The sequence below is a fragment of the Flavobacteriales bacterium genome (assembly GCA_016700415.1).
Classification (GTDB): domain Bacteria; phylum Bacteroidota; class Bacteroidia; order Flavobacteriales_F; family PHOS-HE28; genus PHOS-HE28.
This window is the reverse complement of record CP065018.1, coordinates 3,458,463-3,481,307: the sequence shown is the minus strand read 5'-3', so window position 1 is coordinate 3,481,307 and position 22,845 is coordinate 3,458,463. Positions and strand designations below refer to the sequence as shown.

Annotated in this window: 13 protein-coding genes; 6 read left to right on the top strand and 7 right to left on the bottom strand. The window is 59.1% G+C overall.

The genetic code is table 11. The annotated features are described in order from the left end of the window. Positions 1 to 171 precede the first annotated feature (171 nt). Complete coding sequence (locus IPP95_14480) at positions 172 to 882, bottom strand: hypothetical protein (GenBank protein ID QQS72357.1); 711 nt, start codon at positions 880 to 882, stop codon at positions 172 to 174. A gap of 9 nt (positions 883 to 891) precedes the next feature. Continuing rightward, positions 892 to 2,355, bottom strand: coding sequence for a hypothetical protein (locus IPP95_14475; protein QQS72356.1), 1,464 nt, complete (start codon positions 2,353 to 2,355; stop codon positions 892 to 894). An 80-nt stretch (positions 2,356 to 2,435) separates the two neighbouring features. On the opposite strand from IPP95_14475, the gene IPP95_14470 reads away from it, so the two are divergent. Then, complete coding sequence (locus IPP95_14470) at positions 2,436 to 3,680, top strand: metallophosphoesterase (GenBank protein QQS72355.1); 1,245 nt, start codon at positions 2,436 to 2,438, stop codon at positions 3,678 to 3,680. Between the two features lie 336 nt (positions 3,681 to 4,016). Continuing rightward, positions 4,017 to 5,840 carry a signal peptide peptidase SppA gene (gene sppA / locus IPP95_14465; GenBank protein QQS72354.1) on the top strand — a complete coding sequence of 608 codons (1,824 nt, stop codon included), beginning with the start codon at positions 4,017 to 4,019 and terminating at the stop codon, positions 5,838 to 5,840. Between the two features lie 151 nt (positions 5,841 to 5,991). Here sppA and IPP95_14460 read toward each other — a convergent pair whose 3' ends face one another. Beyond that, positions 5,992 to 6,837, bottom strand: coding sequence for a DUF2797 domain-containing protein (locus IPP95_14460; protein QQS72353.1), 846 nt, complete (start codon positions 6,835 to 6,837; stop codon positions 5,992 to 5,994). A gap of 55 nt (positions 6,838 to 6,892) precedes the next feature. On the opposite strand from IPP95_14460, the gene IPP95_14455 reads away from it, so the two are divergent. The 4 genes from IPP95_14455 to IPP95_14440 all read left to right on the top strand — a co-directional run bounded on the left by IPP95_14455 (position 6,893) and on the right by IPP95_14440 (position 13,056). Then, entirely contained in the window at positions 6,893 to 8,374 is a 1,482-nt protein-coding gene (locus tag IPP95_14455) for a GH3 auxin-responsive promoter family protein (protein ID QQS74283.1), read from the top strand. A gap of 23 nt (positions 8,375 to 8,397) precedes the next feature. Further along, complete coding sequence (locus tag IPP95_14450; protein ID QQS72352.1) at positions 8,398 to 9,177, top strand: hypothetical protein; 780 nt, start codon at positions 8,398 to 8,400, stop codon at positions 9,175 to 9,177. A gap of 147 nt (positions 9,178 to 9,324) precedes the next feature. Then, on the top strand, positions 9,325 to 10,032 hold the full coding sequence (locus tag IPP95_14445) for a deoxynucleoside kinase (protein QQS72351.1): 708 nt from the start codon (positions 9,325 to 9,327) through the stop codon (positions 10,030 to 10,032). A gap of 129 nt (positions 10,033 to 10,161) precedes the next feature. Further along, positions 10,162 to 13,056, top strand: a complete 2,895-nt coding sequence (locus IPP95_14440) for a gliding motility-associated C-terminal domain-containing protein (GenBank protein ID QQS72350.1) — start codon at positions 10,162 to 10,164, stop codon at positions 13,054 to 13,056. Between the two features lie 338 nt (positions 13,057 to 13,394). Here the strand turns inward: IPP95_14440 and IPP95_14435 are convergent, their stop codons facing one another. From IPP95_14435 to IPP95_14420, 4 genes are all read right to left on the bottom strand, one after another. Further along, on the bottom strand, positions 13,395 to 13,580 hold the full coding sequence (locus IPP95_14435) for a hypothetical protein (GenBank protein ID QQS72349.1): 186 nt from the start codon (positions 13,578 to 13,580) through the stop codon (positions 13,395 to 13,397). 143 nt (positions 13,581 to 13,723) lie between these two features. Further along, a complete protein-coding gene (locus tag IPP95_14430; protein ID QQS72348.1) occupies positions 13,724 to 15,949 on the bottom strand; it encodes a sodium-translocating pyrophosphatase in 2,226 nt (741 codons plus the stop codon). Positions 15,950 to 16,136: 187 nt separating this feature from the next. Beyond that, positions 16,137 to 17,120, bottom strand: a complete 984-nt coding sequence (locus IPP95_14425) for a pyruvate dehydrogenase complex E1 component subunit beta (protein QQS72347.1) — start codon at positions 17,118 to 17,120, stop codon at positions 16,137 to 16,139. 215 nt (positions 17,121 to 17,335) lie between these two features. Continuing rightward, positions 17,336 to 22,828, bottom strand: a complete 5,493-nt coding sequence (locus IPP95_14420; GenBank protein ID QQS72346.1) for a T9SS type A sorting domain-containing protein — start codon at positions 22,826 to 22,828, stop codon at positions 17,336 to 17,338. Positions 22,829 to 22,845: the final 17 nt, after the last annotated feature.

The window sequence follows — 22,845 nt, the reverse complement described above, 5'->3', positions numbered from 1 at the left end:
TACTGCAAAGTAAACCGTTGGAGGGGATGAACCGCAGGGGGTGCGGAGAACGCTGAGGAGATCGGCCTTTAGTTGTCCGTTGAAAGTTGTCAGTTGTCAGGGCCGACGGCACTGTCCAATATTCTTACGTGGCGGGTTCGATGCATCGATGCGCCGTTGCGGTTAAGCTCTTCACTTGATCCGCACATCCGCGAAGTTCCGCAGCCGCTCCCCTTTCGCGAAGCGCCGTTTCAGCCGCCAGGTCAAGAAGAAGATCAAGGGCACGCCGATGATCGTGGGCCAAAGCCATGCCAACCATATCGGCTTGACCATGGTGAGGTTCACCACACTGAACGCGGACACCGTGGCGATGTAACCTCCGAGGAAGCCGGCCATGTGACCGTACAGCCATTCACGCTTGTCATGCCGCCTCCGATAAAATCTCATGAAACCGTTCACCACCATGAGCGTGCCGATGAGGCCGAACACCGTGAACAGCACCGCTTGCGAATTGATACTTCCCAAGATGAGATGCGCCAAACCCCAGATCAGCAATCCTCCGTTCACTACGGCCGCGATCCCGTGCAATGTCAGGTCGATCCGCGCCGGTCGCAGGCCTTTGTGCAACTGCTTCAGGTAGAGGGAACGATAGCCCGACGCGACCAGATAAAAGCTGAACACCGCCACCAGCGCCAGCCAGAACTTCTTCGGATGCAGGATGCCCAGGATGATCGCCGTAGCACAGACCACGATCATGCCGTAGAAAAAGGTCTTGCCCCAACGCCGGTGCCAATTGCCGCCCTTGTTCGTCACCATGGCCATGGGCGCCACCACCAGCGCGATACCGCCAGCCGTGGCATGGAGGCCGAGCAGCCAAGGGACGAGGGTGGTTTCAAGGGACATGGGGATTCCCTATTGCATCACAAGGAATTTCGCCACAACGGGGGCTTGACCCTTCTGTTCGACCGAAATGAGGTATGGACCTGGTGCGAGGTCGGGGATCCGAATGGAAGTCCTTGTGCCTGTCTCTATGGGAAGCAGCACTTGAGTTGCGCCACGCATGTCACTGATGCGTGCCAGTGCGGTGCCACGGCCTTGGGTTTTGATATGCATCTCTTGGCCGGAGGAAATAAGTGTTGGTGAAATCGTTGCGCCTGTCGGCTTGGTCAGTTCGAGGACGGGGAGGGGGTCGAAATAGGAGTAATCCGTGGGATCTGGGGTCATACCCTGATCATCGCTTTTGATGACGTACATTCCTTCAATTCCAGGGCCTGAGCTTTTATTGCCGCCGACAACGACCACTCCTCCATCAAAAGTCCGGTCAAAGGCCCATCCTTCATCATTATTCTCTCCACCAAAAGTCCTTCCGAAAAGGAAGTCTCCGGCTGAATCAGTAAAAAGCAGGTACGCATCTTTTCCACCACCTCCATAGGCTTCAGTATATCCGACCAACATTAAGCTTCCATCATCTCGTTCGCCAACTTGTCGGCCTTCCCAATCCGCAATTTGCCCAATATGCTGAGACCAAAGAAATGTCCCGTCCGCATCTACCTTGGAAAGGAACATTTCCTTGTTCTGGGAGAAGCTCTCTGTAGTTCCTCCTAAGACGTAACCACCATCATTGGTGGGTGTCACACCGTAGCCAATCTCGTTGGACAACCCTCCGAGGACTGCATACCACTCTTCATCGCCAGATGAACTAAATTTCGTGAGGATCGCATCTGTTGTGCCGTCTACCGTACCAATTGTCCCACTAACAATGCATCCCCCGTCCGACGTTGTTTTGACATCACGTGCAACATCACCATAAGATGTACCAAACGTTCGAGTCCATATTGTATCTCCATTCAGATCCGCCCGTATCAACCACTCCTCCCCATTTTCTGCGCCTGAGAAGGTTTGTCCGGCCAAATAATATCCATCTGAATATGCCGCGACAGCATAGATAAAGTCCCAATCAATTGAACCGTACGTTCGGCGCCATTGCTCCACCCCTTGATCGTCTATCAAGACCACCATCCCATCATACCCACCGCCGATTCCAGAGGTAAAACCCGCTAGTGCATACCCATTTACTCCTTGTGCAATACTCCAACCCTGTTCAATACTCGGAGTTCCATAAGTTGATGACCATTCACGGTTTCCATCAGCATCTAACTTAACCAGATAGAAATCACTGGAGCCTAATCCAAAACTCCCCGTGGTCCCGAGTGCCAAATAACCACCGTCCAAAGTCTGTTTAATGCTATGTCCGACGTCGATCCCGAACCCACCATAAGTCTTCCGCCAAGTAATTTGCCCATCAGCAACTGTTGCCCAAAGCAATCCTGCGAATGCCAGGACCAGCCCAAAATGAGATGTTTGAGATTCACGCATTTTCCGGCTAAATGTATCGAAATGATCAGAAGCGGTCGAATTGTGAGTAAACACTCTCACCCTTCCCGACCTTCGCCCCCATGTCCACCCTCCCCCGCATCCTCCTCATCCTCCTCGTCCTCTTCCTCCTCGACTGGTACGCTTGGCGCGGCATCCATACCGCTATCGGCCAGTGGAGCGCGGCGGTGCAGCGCGTAGCGCGCATCTCCTACTGGGCGGTGAGCATCGGCATGCTGGCGGTGATCGCTTTCGGTGGGTTCCGCATGCAGGAACTACGCTCTTCGCACAACCACGCTTTCCTCTATTCCGTGATCGGCATCTTCGTGCTGTTGCTGTTGCCGAAGCTGGTGATCATCCTCTTCCATGGGCTGGAGGACGTGCTGGAGCTGGGCCGCTTGGCTTGGTCCAAACTGGCTCCGGGTGCTGGGGACGGGACCGGGGACGGCGGCCGGATCCGTTTCCTCTCCAAGATCGGGCTTGCGCTCGCCGCGATCCCCTTCGCGGGCGTGCTGTACGGGCTTACCCGCGGCTGGCGCAACTTCAATGTGGCCCAGGTGAAGGTGAAGGCACGCAACCTGCCCAAGGCCTTCGACGGCTTGCGCATCGTGCAGATCAGCGATATGCACCTCGGCAGCTTCAGCACGGACACCGAGGTGGTGCAGCACGGCATCGACCTGATCAATGAACAACGGCCGGACCTCATCCTCTTCACCGGCGACCTGGTGAACAATTTCGCCGAAGAGGCCGAGCCTTGGCTCGAAAAACTAAGTGGTCTCAAGGCTTCGATCGGGAAATTTTCCATCCTCGGCAACCACGACTACGGCGACTATTCCAGCTGGTCCAGCGCCGCCGCCAAGGCCGCGAACCTGGAACAACTGAAGGCCCACCACCGCACCATGGGCTTTCGTCTGCTGCTGGACGAGCACCTCCCGATCGAGCGGGACGGCGAGCGCTTCACCTTGATCGGTGTGCAGAACTGGGGCACGCGCTTCCAGCAATACGGCAACCTCGCCAAGGCCGTCGATGGTACGGACCCCTCGCAGTTCCGCCTGCTGATGAGCCACGACCCCACGCACTGGGACGCGCAGGTGAGGGCCACGGGCATCGACCTGATGCTGGCCGGCCACACCCACGGCGCGCAGTTCGGCATCACCATCGCCGGGCACACCTACAGCCCCGCGCAATGGATCTACGAGGAGTGGGCCGGCCTGTACAAGAAACAAGGCCTTCAGCTTTATGTGAACCGCGGCTTCGGTTTCCTCGGATTCCCGGGCCGCGTGGGGATGCCGCCGGAGATCACGGAGCTGACGTTGGAGTGTGCGTAGTTGCTTTTTACCGCAAAGGGCGCAATGGACGCAAAGAGAAGGAGCCGCCTCCGGTAGTCTGAGGGCACGAAGAACGCAAAGACGTGCCTGCGGCACTGAAACGCAACAGGTGGACTACCGCAATGCACGCAACGCGCGCAACGTGGATCACGGTGGCGTTGTCAAGGAAAATCCGCATTGCGTCCCTGAAATGCCAGTACTGGCTTTAGGCTTTTCGTTGCGTGCGTTGCGGTTTATTCCCCCGTTCACCACAGGCACTTGCCGCCCATGTGATCGTGCGTAAAGCCACCTTACCATACGTCTAATTTTGATCCCGATAATAAAAACCCCATTCCCATGCGCCAGTTTTTGAAGTTCATGCTCGCCTCGATGCTGGGCTCCCTGCTCATCGGCATCGTGCTCATCGTTCTCTTTATCGGCTCACTGGCCGCCTTGGGCAGTGCCTTCAGCATGGAGGGGAAGGCTCCCTCCGTATCCTCGAACTCTGTTTTGCGCATCAGCTTGGACCAGGTGGTGGTGGACCGTGGCGCCAAGGAACCTTTCAGCTTGGACTTCGGCCCTTTCAAGGGCATGGGCAAGCTCGGGCTGAACGACATATTGGACGACATCGAAAAGGCCAAGAAGGACGACCGCATCAAGGGCGTGTTCCTGGACCTGGGCATGGTGAACGCCGGGTTTACCACCGTAAAGGAGATCCGCGACAAACTGATCGCCTTCAAAGCGGAAAGCGGGAAGCCCGTGGTGGCCTTCGCCGACACATACACGCAAAAGAGCTATTACCTGGCCAGTGTCGCGGACAAGGTCTACATGGTGCCGCAGGGCGACCTCGACTTCCGGGGGCTGCGCAGTGAGATGATGTTTTACACGGGCCTCTTCGAGAAGCTCGGCATCGAGATCCAGTTCATCCGCGGCAGCGACAACAAGTTCAAGAGTTTCGGCGAAGCCTTCACCCGCAAGGACATGAGCCCGGCGAACAAGATGCAGGTCACCCGGTTACTGGACGGGATCTGGGGCAACTACATCACCGAGGTGGGAGCGCTGCGCCAACTGGACACCGCCAAGCTGAACGCCATCGCCGAGAACATGATGGTGCGCAAGGCCCAGGACGCCGTGACCACCGGCCTGGTAGACAGCCTCGTGTACCGCGACGAGGTGCTTGCCGGCATCAAGGAACGCATGAATCTGGATATTGGCAAGGACATCAATTTTGTGGACCTGAACAAATACACCAAGGCCTATGTGGCCAAGGCAAAGCCGGAGAAGGACGCAAGCGAAATCTCTTCTTGGAAAAAGCCAAAGGTGGCCGTGGTATACGCTCAGGGCGACATCGTGGACGGCGATGGCGAGGACGGCAGTATAGGCGGCACCACCCTCAGCGAGGCCATCCGCAAGGCCCGTGAGGACAGCACGGTGAAGGCCATCGTGCTGCGCGTGAACAGCCCCGGCGGAAGCGGTTTGGCCAGCGACGTGATCTGGCGCGAGGTGATGCTGGCCAAGGCGGTGAAGCCCGTGGTGGTGAGCATGGGCGACGTGGCGGCCAGCGGCGGCTACTACATCAGCTGCGCGGCGGACAAGATCTTCGCGGAGCCCACCACCATCACAGGCAGCATCGGCGTCTTCGGCATGATCCCCAACATGCAGGGCTTCTTCAACGACAAGCTCGGCCTCACCTTTGACGGGGTGCAGACGCACAAGTACGCCGGCATGCTCACCGTGACCCGCCCGCTCACTGCGGACGAGAAGGGCATCATCCAAGGCTTCATCGACAACTTCTACTCCACCTTCACCCAGCGTGTTGCGGAAGGCCGCCACATGGAGGTGGCCGCCGTGGACAGCATCGGGCAGGGCCGTGTTTGGACCGGCACGGACGCCAAGCGTATCGGACTGGTGGATGAAATGGGCGGGTTGGAGGCCGCCACCGCAGAAGCCGCCAAGCTGGCCGATCTGGGCGAAGGCGAATACCGCACCGTGGGCTATCCCGAGCAAAAGGACTTCTTTGAGCAACTGAAGGAAAGCCTGAACGTTCAGGCGCGCACTTGGGTAGCTAAGGAAGCCTTCGGGGATGATGTGGAACTGCTGCACCGCTTCGAGGCCGTGCGCAAAGTGCGCACCATCACAGGCATACAGGCCCGGATGCCTTTCGAGATGGACATCCATTAAGGGAAAAAGGAAGGGCCCGGCTTTCGCCGGACCCTTCCACCCATAACCCAAAATCCAAACCCGAGCAATATAACGGCGGGGTTTTGGGGAAGGTTACAGATGAGCTGGATATTTCCGTGTTCAGGGTCCTGAAGCGGAGAGCCGTGTGGATCTACCCCACTTCCACATGAAATCCGGTGTGGTTGCGCACGTTCAGCACTCGTCCATCGCTCCAGACCAAGTACTGGCCCTTGATGCCGAGCAACCGGCCCGAGATCTCCGGGAGCTTGTCCAATTGAACGCTCACGAGCTTGGGCGGTACCGGTGGCAAGGGATACTGGAGGTGGACCAACGGCTCTTCCGGAAGCATGTACTTGGCCGAGGTGGGGTCCGCCTGTGCGATCGCTTTCGCCCGGGCCTCTTCCAAATCGCCTTCACCCTCACCGGGGCCGATCGGTCGAAGCATTTTTCGCCAGTCCGTCCGGTCGGAGAACAAGCGCTTCAGATCGACTTCGATGGCTCCCGCCAACTGCCGATACGGCACCCGCGCAATGGGTACGGCCAGAACTGCCCCCTGATCGATCCAACGCACCGGCACTTGGGTGCTGCGCGTTACACCGACCTTCAGGTTCCCGGTGTAGGACAGGTACACGATGTGCTCCTGCATGTGGTGGTCGAGCTCCCATTGCACATCGCGCCCCTCACCGAGATGGGCGCAACACAGCTCCGGCCGGATGATGCAGGGGCTGGCCTCAGGGGCATCGCGGAAACATGGGTAGCAGGTGCCCTGTCCGTAAAACTTCTTCACGCGCTTCCCACAGGAGATGCATGTTTTCGCCCCGGTAAAGCGCAACGTGAATTCATTCGCGATGAAGCCCTCCAACGGTATGGTGCCGGTCGCAAGGTGCAGTGCATACGTTACATGACCACTGCCGTTTTCCTTGTCCTCATCGAGGTCGGCGAGCATTTTCCGCAAGGGCGATCCATCCATTTTCCGGTCCGGTATTACCTTCCGCACGAAAGTAGAGCGCCCCAACCTAACCATGCCCGTCAACGCGCTGTTCTCCTTCCTGATGAAAAAGCGGCTGCAGCAGATCGAGCTGTTCCGCGACCACCCGCATGAGGCCCAGTTGGAGGTCTTCCATGGGCTGATCCAGTCCGCGCGCTATACCACGTGGGGCAGGCAGTATGACTATTCCAGCATCCAAACGCCTGATGAATTCCGCCAGCGCGTACCCCTTCAGGACTATACTCATGTGAAGCCCTGGGTTGACCGCATGCGCAAGGGCGAGCAAAACCTCCTTTGGCCCACGGACATCAAGTGGTTCGCCAAGAGCAGCGGTACCACCAACGCCAAGAGCAAGTACATCCCCGTGAGCCGCGAGGCCTTGGAGGAATGCCACTACAAGGGGGGCAAGGACCTGCTGGCGCTGCACTTCGCCATGCGTCCGCAAAGCAAGCTTTACCAGGGCATGACCATGGTGGTGGGCGGCAGCAGCGCCTCGGAACCGGTCCGCAACGACGCCTATTCCGGCGACCTCAGCGCCATCATCATCCGCAACCTGCCTATTTGGGTGGAGGTGCGCCGCACACCGGTGATCGAAACGGCACTGATGGAGAATTGGGAAGAAAAGGTGGAACGCATGGCCCGCGAGACCATGCGTGAGGACGTGCGCAGCATTGCCGGCGTGCCCTCTTGGACGATGGTGGTGTTGAAGCGCGTGCTCGAGCTCACCGGCAAGAAGGACATCATGGAGGTATGGCCGAACCTGGAGCTGTTCATGCACGGTGGCGTGAGCTTCCGGCCCTATCGCGAGCAGTATAAAAAGCTCTTCCCCTCCGCTGAGGTGAACTACCTGGAGACCTACAACGCCAGCGAAGGTTTTTTCGGCATCACCGACGTGCATGGTGCCGACGACCTGCTGCTGATGCTGGACTATGGCATCTTCTTCGAGTTCATCCCGGTGGAGGAATTGCACCGGGAGCAGCCGCAGACCAAGCTGCTCCATGAAGTTCAGAAGGACCGGGAATACGCAGTGGTGATCAGCACCAACGCCGGGCTGTGGCGTTACATGCCGGGGGATACCGTCCACTTCACGCACACTGCGCCCTACCGCATCCAAGTGAGCGGCAGGACCAAGAGCTTCATCAATGCCTTCGGCGAGGAACTGATCGTGGAGAACGCGGACCGTGGCATCCAGGCGGCCTGTGCCGCCACAGGCAGTGTGGTGCGCGAATACACGGCCGGTCCGGTCTACATGGATGCCGAGGCCCGAGGCTGCCACGAATGGATGATCGAGTTCGAGGCGGCCCCGGAAGACATGGAGCACTTCATTACCGTGCTGGATGAGACCATGCGCGGGCTCAATAGTGACTACGATGCCAAGCGCAGCACGGGCATGGTGCTCCGGCGGCCCATCGTGCACGCGGTGCAAAAGGACACCTTCCACAGATGGCTGAAAGAGCGGGGTAAATTGGGCGGACAGAACAAGGTGCCCCGGCTCTGCAATGACCGCACACTATTGGACCAGTTGTTGCAGAACGAGCCGGTATGAAGCCCTTTTTTGCCGCGGTCTTGATGTCCGTGCCTCTGACCGCCACATGGGCCCAGGCCGACACGGTGCGCTGGGCCGTGGAAGGGGCCATGGACCGCTTCACCACGGACGAGCTCGGCAATCTGTACACCTTGCGCGGGAACGACCTGGACCTCTACGATCCGCACGGCCGGCATGTGGCGCACAACAGCCTGAACACCTTCGGAGCGATCTCCCGCATCGACGCCTTCTCCTCGCTGAAGCCGCTCATCTTCTCCCGTGCACAAGGACAGTTGGCCATGTTGGACAATACGCTCAGCGTGCAGGGCTCAGTACTCGACCTTTCCCGGAACGGATTCCCTCAAGTGACACTGGCCTGCATGAGCGTGCAGGGCCGCATCTGGTTCTTCGATGAACGAGAGCTTGCGCTGATGCGGGTGGATGCACAACTCCGCCCCGTGGCCAATACCGGCCGACTTGACCAGCTCCTGTCCTTCACCCCGCAGCCCACTTATATGGAAGAGGCCGATGACCGTCTCTACCTGGTGGACCCCGAACACGGCGTGATGGTCTTCGACCTGTTCGGCAGTTTTATCCGGAACCTGCCCATATTCGGCACAGAGCGCATCCAGGTGCGCGACGGCTTCATCTGGTACGTGGAGAACGGCCTGCTGAACCGGTATGACATGCGCGCGTTCACAACGGATACCGTGGCTTGGCCTACCACCACGGACCCCTTGCCCGTGCTGGATGCGCGGATCGAGCAAGGTCTCCTCTACCGCCTGCTGCCGGGCCGGGTGCTGGTGGTGGGCATCGGGCAATGAGCCGCAGATCCCACGCAGTCCGTATGTTCAAAACTCGTGCTCATCCTTGATAGGGCACGATTTCAGAAACACTTTTCCACATTGGGCCTCCTCTCACGCCGAAGGGGGTATTTTCGCGATCTTCCCACCAGTAGAGACAACTCCAACATGCATATCGCCATCGCAGGAAACATCGGATCAGGTAAGACCACCCTCACGAAACTTCTGGCCAAACACTACCAGTGGGACCGCCTCGAGGAGGCCGTGGACAACAACCCGTACCTGTTCGACTTCTATAAGGACATGCAGCGCTGGAGCTTCAACCTCCAGATCTTCTTCCTCAATTCGCGCTTCGAGCAGTTGCTGGAGATCCGCCGCAGCGGACGCAACGTGGTGCAGGACCGCACGATCTATGAGGACGCCTACATCTTCGCGCCCAACCTCCACGCCATGGGCCTGATGACCACGCGTGATTTCGAGAACTACTTCCGCCTGTTCAAGAACATGGACGGTGCCGTGACCCCGCCGGACCTGATGATCTATCTCCGCGCCAGCGTACCCAATCTGGTGAACCAGATCGCGGAGCGAGGCCGTGACTACGAGAGCAGCATCAGCATCGACTACCTCAAGCGCCTGCATGAACGCTACGAGGCGTGGATCACCACCTACGACAAAGGAAAAGTGCTGGTGATCGACGTGGACGAGAATTCCTTCCACACGAATCCGGAGGACCTCGGAAAGATCATCAACTCCATCGATGCCGAGATCCACGGGCTATTCCCGATGGACAAGGAGGCTCCCAAAGGCGCGACCAATGGCGTCGGCAAGGCCAAGGCCGTGAAAAAGACGGCGAAGAAGGCAGCGAAGAAGAAGTGAGGTGAGGGTCGCGCCCGTCGCTCCATCTTGAAGTTTATTTCCTGAGATCCAGACAACCACCATCGGTCACGGGTCGTCTATTGCGTGCGGAGGCTGTTCCATTGTTCCTTCCAAGAAATAATCCTCTCCATGCCTTGTTCCTTTTTCGTGCGTTCCGGTCTTTTCCTGTTGATCATGATGGGGCTGTCCGAACGCAGCACCGCTCAGGTGACGGTCATCCCCTTCACCAGCGGTCCCATTCCACTGTGCGACACCAGCATCTTCACGGCCAACGTCAGTGGAATGGGTTGGCTCGCACAACCAGGCACACCATGGTCCTATTCGCTGAACCAGCTCCTGATGAACATCACGAGCAACCATCCACAGACCCTGCAGATCTTCATGACCTCACCGGCAGGCACCGAGCTGCTCCTTTCCGAATTCAACGGCGCCGGTGGGCAGAACTATACGAACACCGTATTCGAGTACGACTGGTATCCCTCGATCACGACCGGCACAGCGCCATTCACCGGATCATGGACCGCACAGGGCGGATCGTTCAGCGTATTCGATGGAGAGAACGCCGATGGCACGTGGACCATCACCGTGATCGACACTTCTTGCGTGAACAACGGCACAGGGACCGGAGGAATTTGGATACCCGGTTGGTTCGACGGATCATCGGGCAACGGCGGCTTCACCATGGCCTTCTCCGCCCCTCCACCCTGCCCGGGCTACATCCCGTTTGACAATGCGACCATTTGCGCAGGTGGGACCTTCGACATACTCGGGTACTACACGGCATACAACTCTGGGTATTCGTATAACATCACGCTCGGAGGTAGTCCGGTAACGGATCCGACGGCCGTGAGCGCGCCCGGGAATTATTGGATCGATGCCTATGATATGTGGGACGGCTGTTCCTATTGGGCCGAATTCGTGATCATCGCTTCCAGCCCAACACCGATCGGCGCGGACCAAGTGGTGGACCATTGCGGCCCGGACCCCGTGGACCTGACCGCCTTATTCAACTTGACGGGGGTAACGCCAGTGTGGTCGCTTGATGGCGCGCCCATCACCGGAGCCACCGCGGCCGCTGCCACTGTTCCGGGGACCTATCAGGTGATCGGGGAAACAGCCGGTGGCTGCAACGACACCGCGTTGGTCACGCTCAACATCAACGCGGCAGCGATCCTGGGACCGGATGAAAGTGTCAGCGTTTGTCCAGGCGGCAGCTTGGACCTCACGAGCTTGTACGATGTCACCGGACTTACTGCGGTGTGGACCTTCGGTGGTCTACCGTTCGCCACTCCCACGGCAGCCACCGACGCCGGTGTTTATACGCTCTCAGCCACGAACAGCAATGGTTGCGCGGACCAAGCGGATGTCACCCTTTCGGTGGAGCCGATGGCACCGTTGGGCGCGGACCAGACCTTGGCGCTGTGCAGCAATGCAACGATCGATCTGACCACTTTGTACACCACCACAGGCCTTACTTCCACATGGTCGCTTTCCGGTGCTCCTGTCATCGATCCCACATCGGTGAGCGCCGCAGGTACGTATCGATTGATCGCATCGAACGCCTTGGCCTGTGCCGACTCCGCATTCGTCAGCGTCAATGTCAACCCTGCACCGGCACTTGGGCCGGATGCCTCGGCTTCGGCCTGCGAGGATGGGACCGTCGACCTCACCACGTTCTTTCCTACCACAGGGCTCACCACTGCATGGACCCTTTCCGGGATCGCCGTTCCGGATCCCGTTTCGGTCGATGGGGGTGGCACGTTCATGCTCGTTGCCACAGATCCGAACGGCTGTAGCGATTCCGCCTTGGTAAGCGTGACCATCTCCACGAACCCCGTCCTTGGGGCCGATCAAACGATATCGGTATGCGATGGAAATGCGGTGGACCTGACCACCTTCTATGCGACCGGCGCGAATACCTCCCTGTGGGAGGCGGGCGGGACCACCGTAGCGGACCCGACCTCCGTTACGACCAGCGGCACATACCTTTTGACCGTGACAAACGCGGCAGGCTGCTCGGCCAGCGCCACCGTTGCGTTGAGCTTCGACCCATCGCCCGCATTGGGCCCTGATGTGACCGCCTCGATCTGTGGTGGTACCACGTACGACCTTACAGCTCAATTCGCTCCAACGGGTGCATCCGGCTCTTGGACCGTGGGCGGAAACTCTGTCGCTGATCCCGTGGTGGTGAATGCAACGGGCAACTACCAACTTGTGGTCACCAACGCTTCCGGCTGTACCGATACGGCCATGGTGGCCTTGACGGTCCACACGGCCCCCGACTTGGGAGAGGACCAATTCTTCACACTCTGTCCATGGCAGACGGTGGACCTGAGCGCGGTATTCCCTGTGAACGGCATGGACGCCATCTACACATATGATGGCCAACCCCTGTCCGATCCGGCCACCGTTCATGATCCCGGCACCTACACCGTGGCTGTGACCGATGCGTACGGTTGCACGGACGATGCGGTCGCTTCGATCATCAACGTCGAATGCCTCTGTGAAGCCGACTTCCGGTATGATGCCGGATGCATGCAGGAACCTGTGCAATTCACGGTGTTGGCGGATTCAGCTGTGGTGAGCGCCACGTGGAACTTCAGCGGTGCCGCCCCCAATGCGCTGGGCAGCGATCCCCTTGTACGCTTCACCACGGATGAACCCACGCTCGTCACGCTCCAAGCCACGCTCAGTTGTGGTGTGGTCACCGTGGAGCGGATGATCCGTGTGCCGGACTGCAGCGACTCCTGTAGCGTGTGGATCCCTTCCGCGTTCACGCCTGATGGCGACGGGGTCAACGACACTTGGGGCTGGCCAGGTGAGTGCCTGCCGAAGGACTTCTCGGTGAAGGTGTTCGACCGGTGGGGTGAACTCGTTTACACCTCCACCGACCCCTTCAAACCTTGGGACGGCAGCCATGGAGGCAAGCCTTCACCGACCGGGGTGTACGTGTATCGGGTCGACTATCAACTCCTCTATCAGGAACGCAAGGAGGTGACGGGTACGGTGACCTTGATCCGCTAGTGTGCCAACCCGCAAGTTGGTGTACCAAGGCTTTGCCTCGATCTCTTCTTTATGCAAGGCATATCACGTATTCGTGCGATCCGCACTATCCAGCATTTCGCGGAAATGCGTGCGTAGCCGAGGAAACTCGTTGAGAAAGGCCGGGAAGTCGATCGCAGAGGATCCGGCCATGAGATCGGCGAGCAAATGAGCGGATGCTAGTGTGCTAACCCGTAAGTTGGTGGACTAAAGCTTTGCCTCAATTTCTTCCTTATGCAAGGCGGAACATGCCCGGCGTAGCGGTAGCTACGGCGAAATGTTCCAACGCCGCAGAAGGGAGAAAGGGAGGTGAAGACAGTTCAGGAACTTACGGGTTGGCACACTAGGGTGATGGCCCGGTCGAACTTGATCCCCTTGTCGAACATGCGATCAAATCGCTCAATGGACCCGCACAAGATCTCGGCAGCGCCGTCCACTCCGTGCTGGCGGATCAATAACCAACCGGGACGGAGGTGTGCCTCGTGATCGAACAGTCGGGGATCCATTTCACACGAAAGGAACCGTTCCAAGAACTCCTTGTCGGAATACTGATAGTGGTCCATGTGGGTCAAGCGTATTGTGGATATACCGGCAAATGAAAAGCCCCGATGATCCAAGGACCGTCGGGGCTTCTTGATGTGAAGCGAGATCAGAACCGATCGTTGAGTGAAAGCGTCGCAGCGGTGATCGGGGCTTGCTCGGCCGGTAACGCACTGTGATCGTGCCCTTCGTGGTCCTGGTGCATCGGGGCGGCATCATGCCCACCCTCGTTGATGTGCGGAGCGATGATCAGGGCCACGATGGAGGTCAACTTGATGAGGATGTTCATGGATGGACCTGAAGTGTCCTTGAACGGATCACCAACGGTATCACCGGTCACAGCGGCCTTGTGCGGCTCGCTGCCCTTCTTGAACTCCACACCATCGATCATCACGCCTTTCTCGAAGCTCTTCTTGGCGTTGTCCCAAGCACCACCGGCGTTGTTCTGGAACATGCCCATGAGCACACCGCTCACCGTGATCCCGGCGAGCAATCCGCCCAACGCCTCAGGTCCGGCGAGGAAGCCGACGAGGATCGGTGAAAGCAATGCCAAGGCGCCCGGAGCGATCATCTCGCGGATCGACGCCTTGGTGCTGATGGCCACGCACTTCTCATACTCCGGCTTGGCGGTGCCCTCCATGATACCGGGGATCTCGCGGAACTGGCGACGCACCTCCTTCACCATGTCCATGGCGGCCTTGCCCACCGCGCTGATCGCGAGGCTGCTGAAGAAGAAGGGGATCATGCCACCGACGAACAACATCGCCAGCACATCGGCCTTGTAGATGTCGATGCCCGTGATGCCGGACATGCCGACGTACGCGGCGAAGAGCGCCAGCGCGGTCAAGGCTGCGGAAGCGATGGCGAAGCCCTTTCCGGTCGCAGCGGTGGTGTTGCCCACGGCGTCGAGGTTATCCGTGCGCTCGCGCACTTCCTTGGGCAATCCGCTCATTTCAGCGATGCCGCCCGCGTTATCGGCGATCGGACCGAAGGCGTCGATCGCGAGCTGCATGGCGGTGGTGGCCATCATGCCCGCCGCTGCGATCGCAACGCCGTACATACCTGCCAACTCGAAGGAACCCCAGATCCCTGAAGCGAGGATCAGGATGGGGAGCACGGTGCTTTCCATGCCCATGGCCAGACCACCGATCACGTTCGTACCATGGCCAGTCCCGCTTTTCTGCACAATGCTGTCCACCGGACGACGGCCCATGCTGGTGTAGTATTCGGTGACCATGCTCATCAGCGTTCCCACGACCAAGCCGAGGATGATGGCATAGAACACGTTCATGCTCGTTAGCTCAACAGAGACTCCGTTCCGCACGAACTGCATGGTGTCCGGAAGCATCCAGTGCACGAGGAAGTAGCTGGAAATGGCCACGAGGACCATGGAGCCCCAGTTGCCCAGGTTCAAGGCCTTCATCACGCTGTCGCTGTCCTTGTTGATCTTCACGAACAAGGTGCCAACGATGCTGTAGAGGACGCCAAGACCGGCGATCACCATGGGCAGCAGGATCGGGGCCATACCGCCAAAGTTGTCGGCGCTCACCACTTCGCGGCCGAGCACCATGGTGGCGAGCATCGTAGCCACGTAGCTACCGAAGAGGTCGGCACCCATGCCGGCCACGTCACCTACGTTATCACCCACGTTATCGGCGATGGTCGCCGGGTTACGCGCATCGTCCTCAGGGATACCGGCTTCCACCTTGCCCACGAGGTCAGCGCCTACGTCGGCCGCTTTGGTATAGATGCCACCGCCCACGCGGGCGAAGAGCGCGATGCTCTCGGCACCGAGGCTGAAGCCCGCCAGCACCTCCAGGCACTTCATCATCTGTTGGCCGTTCGCATCGCCATCGGTCACGTACATACCGAGGAACACGATAAAGAGCGTGCTCAAACCGACCACGGCGAGGCCCGCGACACCGAGACCCATTACGGCACCTCCGTTGAAGGAGACTTGCAACGCTTTCTTGAGGCTGGTGCGAGCGGCTTGCGTGGTACGCACGTTGGCCTTGGTGGCGATGCTCATGCCGATCCACCCCGCAAAAGCACTGAAGAAGGCACCGATCAAAAAGGCGATCGCGATCACCCAGTCGCTGTTCTCATGGAGCGTACCGCTCCAGGCCAACAACACGGCCGCAATGGCCGCGAAGACGCCCAACACCTTCCACTCGGCTTTCAGGAAGGCGCTTGCACCGCGGGCGATGTAGCCCGCCAGTTCCTGCATGTTCGCGTCACCGGCGTCCTGTTTGCTTACCCACAGCGCCTTGCCGATCATCACCGCCAGGCCGATCAGGCCCATCACCGGGATGTAGTACATCAATTCAATTCCCATTTCCGTCTGCTTGCTTTTGTGTCTTCTTTGTGAGGTATCCCCGCTCGCGGGGGGCGCGAAAATAGCCGAATGCGGGGAATGGAACGCTGATGACGCTGAAAGAGGGGATCTGCATGGGTCACCGGGAGCCACGGAGGGTCACCCCGACATGGACCTCTGGGGAATAGCGCACCCTGCCCGGATCCCGTTACGCCTTCGCGTACGAAACGCTCTTCACCGCCTCCACCACCCGTTTCACACTGGGCAAGGACTCATCGATGAGGTTCGGGGCGAAGGGCAGCGGCGTATCGGCCTGGTTCACCCGCACAACCGGGGCGTCCAAATGGTCGAACGCATGGCGCTGCACACGGAAGGCGATCTCACTGGCGATGCTGCCATAAGGGAAGTTCTCATCGACCACCACTAAGCGGTTGGTCTTCTTCACCGATGTGATGATCGTGGCCAGGTCCAACGGACGGATGGTGCGCAGGTCGATCACCTCGCATGAGATGCCGTCCTTGGCCAGCTCCTCCGCAGCTTCCAAGGCAACCTTCATCATCTTGCCGAAGCTCACGATGGTAGCGTCCGTACCGGGGCGCTTGACGTCCGCCACACCGATGGGCAGCAGGTATTCACCGTCGGGGATCTCGCCCTTGTCGCCGTACATGCGCTCGCTTTCCATGAAAAGCACGGGGTCGTCATCGCGGATCGCGGCCTTCAGCAGGCCTTTGGCATCGTACGGGTTGCTCGGCGTGATCACCTTAAGGCCGGGGATGTTGGCGTAGAAGCTCTCGTAGCTCTGGCTGTGGGTGGCCGCCAACTGGCCCGCGCTGCCGTTGCCACCACGGAAGGTGATGGGCATGTGGAACTGCCCGCCGCTCATCTGCAGCATCTTGGCCGCCGAGTTGATGATCTGGTCGCTGGCCAGCACCGCGAAATTCCAGGTCATGTACTCCACGATCGGCCGTAGCCCGTTCATGGCCGCCCCCACCGCGATGCCGGTGAAGCCGAGTTCCGCGATGGGCGTGTCGATCACCCGCTTGGCGCCGAACTCCTCCAGCATGCCCTTGCTCACCTTGTAGGCACCGTTGTATTCCGCCACCTCCTCGCCCATGAGGAATACGTTCGGGTCACGGCGCATCTCCTCGCTCATCGCCTCGTTCAGGGCCTCTCGAAATTGTACGGTACGCATGGATCGTGGATCAAATGGGCCGCAAAGTTAGCCCACCGACCGATGGGACCGGACGGGTGCGGACATGGACCATGGGAACTGCATGTGTGGACGGACGGAAAGAGCCCCGATCGCACAAGTGAGGGCAACCACCTCAGTTACGTGGAACCATTGCTTCACAAGCACGAAGGGCCGCCTCAAATGAGGCGGCCCTTCGGCGTTTGTTGGTATGTCGGTTACTTGATGATGCTCAACCGCTGGACGGTCTTCTGTCCGTTGACGGTGATGTTCACCATGTACACTCCGCTGGCGATGTCGCTCGGCAGGTCGAGGATGGTGGTGAAGCGCTCACCGCTGTTCCCGAACGCCTTGGCGAAGACCTGCTTACCATAGATGTCCTGAATGTCCACCGTGATCTGTTGGTCAGCGTCCTGGATACCGTCGATGCTCAGGTTCACCTGGCTTTCACGCACCGGGTTCGGCCACATCGTCGCTGTTCCATTGGCCTGCTCCATGCTGGCATCCGGGCGGGCGCCGTTGTCGATGGTGATCGTGCAGGTATTGCCGCAGAAGCCGCTGTATTCCGTGCCCACTTTCACGTTCACTTGCACGCTGTAGGTGGAGCCGTTGACCATCGGAGGATGGTTGTTCCACTTCAACTGCAGGATGTAGGTGCTGCGGATGAAGGTCTCATCGTAGCCCTCGCTGGGGATGAAGATGCGGAACTGGTACTCAGTCGCGCCCACCACCGGCGTGGCATAGATGAAGCTGTTGTTGGTGTTGAAGGTGCGGTTCTCGTTGCAGGAGTGCCCGTATGTAGGCGCGCTGATCAGCTCCGTGCAAGGCACCGTGGACGTAATGCCCACCTCGCAGCCGGTGCCAAAGTGTGCGCTGGCCAAGGGGCCGGCGTTGTCGGTGCGGACACGGACGAAGTACTTCACGCCGGGCGTCAGCGGGCTGGTGTTCATCTGGTTGAAGCGCACCTTGTTGGTGTTCACCGCGATCCGGCGGAGGTAGCCCGCATCGGGGTTGGAGAACTCGAACTGGTAGCTGCCCGCTCCGGCCACATTGCTGCAATACACGTAGCTGTTCATGCTGAAGTTGAAGATGCCGCAGGATTTGTTCGCGATCTTGGCCGGGCCCGGAGGCAGGCAGAAGCTGTGCCCCGTGTAGCCCGCGTAGGCCGGAGTGAGGGAAGGTGAATCAGCCCCGTTGGGGAAGGCATCGCCCAGCAGCACTTTGCCGTCGGTGGTGCGCAGTTCCCAGCCGCCGCCCGTGATGCCGTTACCATTGCTGTCCATGAGGTTCAAGGTGTAACAGTCTCCATTGGCATTGCTCAGGCAGAGTGTTTCATCCACCTGCTGGTTGTTGCCCACCGGGCTGCCGGAGGCCACCGTGGCGTTGGCGGCATCTTTGATCACCCAGCTGATCTCGCTAGCGTTGCCGTCGGTGTTGATACGCAGCACCACTTGGTTGCCGCTCTCGCTGACCACTACGGAAGCTGAAGCACTGCCCGAGCAGGGCGGGACGCCCACCACCGTATAGGTGTAGGTACCGGGATCCATGGTGGAGGGGTCGTACATGTCGCTCACAACAGGGTCGGGGCCTATCCAGGAACCACCGCCCTGTGGACTGCCACCGAGCAGGGCCAATAGGCTGAAGGGAGCAGCGCCATTGCACGTCACGAAGGAGGAATTTGAACCGGCATCCGGGGGAGCCTGTTCGCTCACCACCACTTGCGCGGTCGCGTTCACCGCGCATGGTGAAATGGCGGTCACGGTGTAGGTGTAGGTGCCCGGGCTCATGGTCGTGGCATCGTAGTTCGGCCCGGCAGGGCTCCAGGATCCGCCACCGCCAGCACCCGTAATGGCCAAGGCCATATCGTTCATGGCGCTGCTGGAGCAATAAGTCACACTGCTGCCTGTGCCAGCGTTCGGTGCGGCTTGCACGGATACAGCGACCGGGGTGCCCAAGCTCGAACCGTTGCAGCCACCGTTCACGCTAAGTGCAGTGACCGTATACGTTCCCACGGCAGCATTGGTGATGGTGTAGGTCGTGGTCGGCCAGTTCGTCTCCGTATGGCCACCAGGACCGGTGTAGGTGAAGGTGTAGGGTGCCATACCCGTGAAGGTGAACACCACGTTGGGCAACGGATCGATGCTACAGACGGTGCCACCGCCACTGATGCTCGCCGTTGGGGCTGCGATGGGCGTGCCTTGGCAGGCGATTTCGGTCACGCTGAAGGTGTCTATCCACCAGCCGGTGCCAGCGCCTGAACTGTCACTACCGAAACGCCAACGCAATTTGATCGGTTGACCAGCCGCAGCAGCGGGCAGGTTCACCGTGGTGGTGATGAAGACTCCGCCGGAGTTATTGCCCCATGCGTTCCGACCACCCAGCGGGTTGCTAAACGAGTTGCTGACCGTGCTGTTGTATCCACCGGTAACAAACGAACCGCCGGCAGTCACGATGTCCGTGAAGGCCCCTCCGTTTATGCTGATCTCCAGAACGCCTCCGTCATAAGTAGCGGGTAACGTGCTTGATTCAAAAGCCCAACGATGCTTGAAAGTGAGTTGTGCGCTGGCCGTTACGATCCCGATGGTGGGTGTCGTCAGGTCTTGTTCGGAGACCGATCCGGGGTTATCCGTGGTCACGCTCTGGAAAACATCAAAGAAGCTATTCGTTGTCGCCCACTGTGCACCAGTCCCGACCGGCACGTGACTGACCCAATCAAATGGCAGCGCCGGGATCGTGACACCATCGAAGTTCTGGGTCGTACTGCTCTGCACCAGCACATCATTGATCGTGCAGGGGTCGCCATCGTCACAGGGGATCGGCGTGTGTGTGCATGCATTGCTCACACAAGCGTCCGTTGTGGTGGGGTTATTGTCATCGCAGCTCACGTTAGAGGTGGTCGATGGCATCATAAGATCACAAAGAGCGTTGCCCAAATGCTGTAGGGTCACTGTGTGCGTAGAGCCGTTCAAATAGAGCGGCGCCAGTACATAAGGGCTTCCAGCAACGTTCGCATTGTTCACCACGTCGACCCCATCAACTTGGATGTCCACAAGACCACCGGGCGAATCGCCTGTCCCGGTGATGTTGACCTGGATCTGGTACGTATCACAACCGGCATTGACCGCCGAGGCCGTTCCGGTCGCCTGGAAGCAAACCGCAGCGAACTCATCCGCACCCATATCAGGAGTGGACACATCACGCGTGGCACCGTCAATGTCTGTGGTCACGGTCGCGATGTACGTCCCTTGGTTGTTCAAGGACGTATTGGATGCCGGTATCAAGTGCAGGTCCGTCGCCGAGGTGAAGACCGGAGTGATATTCAGGGAATTCGCGTTGCCGCCGAAACCGGCCACCATCGCTGGAAGGTTCGCCTGGTTGCTTCCGAGGTAACCCAGGTTCGCCCCAACGGTCGCGTAATCGTTGTAGTTGATCGCGCTGAAGACGGTGTTGGCGCTTCCGCAGTAAACAGCGTAGCGCTGGGTCCCGGTTGTTTGCGAACTGGCGAAGATGTTGTTGCGCACATCCAGCGAACCAGCGGTCAAAGCACTGTTGATCCACAACGCAGCTGATTGGTAGGTGCCCGAGGTCTGGTTCACATTCATCGATACTGTATTGTACCAGATGTTGTAGCCCCCTCCGGATACCACGGCGATCCCGTAACCATTGTCGCCGATACCGATAGAAGTATACCCGTACCCGGTGACACCGGAAACGAAGTTGTTCGCGATCGTCAGACCCGAAGCGGTGCTGGTCGCACCCAGATAGATCCCGTCAGACCCGTATCCCCCGGTGTTCGTATTGGCAACGTTCCTGACCTGGTTGCCGATGATCGAACCACCCGAAGACAAGCCGACAACGATGATGCCGACCGAATTACTCGTAGTGGAAGTAGTTACCCCGTCGATCAGGTTATTGTTGGCGAGCACGCCTTGTTGGTTGGAAATGAACATGCCACGGTATCCGATCTTGTCTGCCGCAATGGTGCTGCCGATGGTGTTGCCCGTGATCACGGTACCGGTCTCCATGGTCGCAGGGCCTACAACGCCGATACCGTATTGGGCGCGAGAGAAGGCGTTGTTCTGGTAGGTATTCCCGGTATTGGCCGTTTCCGCCGCATTACCCATGGTCGCTCCGCTGCTGATCAAAGCAGCCAAGCTTGTCGTCGCGGAATATCCGAAGATCGTGCAATTCTTCACCGTGTTGTTGGTCGCACCATTGCCCGCGTTCACACTGTTCAACCATACCGTGGCAGACGCACCCGTGTTCGTGTTGGTGATCGTCAGGTCCCGTGTGGTCCCAGCAACCGCATTGGACCCGTCAATGGTCACGTAATCCGCTCCGTTCAAGCGCAGAATACCGTTGATGTTGTTCCCGCTGAACGCAGGCGATACGCCTACCGCCGGTTTGATCGTCAATGTATTGACCGCATTGGCATCCGCGTTCCCGTTGATCGTGACCGGGTAGGTCTCGCTCGGATACGTAGCACTGATCAGGCTGAAAGTCACCGGGCCGCCCAAGCACGAAGTGTTGTACGCTGCAACCGCAGCCGTCAAAGTCGCATAAGCTCCGCCACTACCAACGGTGTAGGTGCCTCCTGCCAGGGTGTTCTGGATCGCATAGCTGCTTGGTGTTGTCGGAGGTGTACCTGATGCGGGGGGGCTCGATGTATAACCACCTGTGCCTGCTTTTGGAAATGCATTGGCGGTCCCCAGGTTGTCCTGGGCTACGATGTAGTAAGACACTACATCACCACTACCTACGCCTGCTCCGAAGCTGAAGTCGTACTGGCTGCCGCTGATGAAGGTCCCGGTGGCAGGTGTGTAGGCCCCGGCGTTGATCTTCCAATAGAGCACCGGAAGCCCGGCGCCTGCTGTAGGCACACCGTCCGGGTCGGTAATGGCCGCAGAAAGCGTTCGCGCACTACCGGAGCACGTGGGCGCCAACGCCGTGTAGGCGATGGTAGGAGAAGGGGGGGCCCAGGTGAACTTCAAGCCGGAAGCGGGCATGATCGTATTGGAACTCGTCACGGTCGAACTATTGGCTCCTCCGGCCGTGGTCGTTGCCCAGTTCGTCGCCGTAGTGCGGTTGTTGTAATCCGCGTTGGTCGCACCCCGTAGACCCACTTGACAGGTATAAGCGGTTGCATTCGTGGCAGTGCATGTACCATAGACGATACTGATCGCCCCTGTGGTGTTGTTCAGCCTTATCTGGAAGTTGAGCACATCCCCGGTGATCGCTCCGCCACTGTACCGACGTGCATTGTTCCACTGGATGATCGTTTCGCTTCCCACTATTTGAGAGTAGACCTGGACCCCATTGTTGATCAGGTCACGCCCGAACGCGGAGATCGCGCCAGCATAGCCGGTGGTGGCCGAGATGGGCGTGTAACCCGTGCCACTGGGTGCCGTGGCCCCGAAGGTGATGTACCCGTTCATGTTCACGTTCAGTGCCGTATAGCTGGTCCCATTGAAGGTGAAGTTCGGCAACCCGGTCAGGTTCACCACCTGGTCATCCCAAGTCGTTACGGACAGGGCGGTGGCCCCTCCGCCAGTGGTGATGGCCGTATAGGTTCCGCTGGATTGAGCGAAGGTGTACATGGTGGCAACCTGCGCCCGAGCTGCCAAGCCAAAAGTGAGGGCTGAGGCCAGCAGGGCCATTTTGCCAAGCCGATAGATCGGGCGGGGCGAGATCAAGGGTTTTCGACTTTTCATGGGATCAGGGGTGTTTG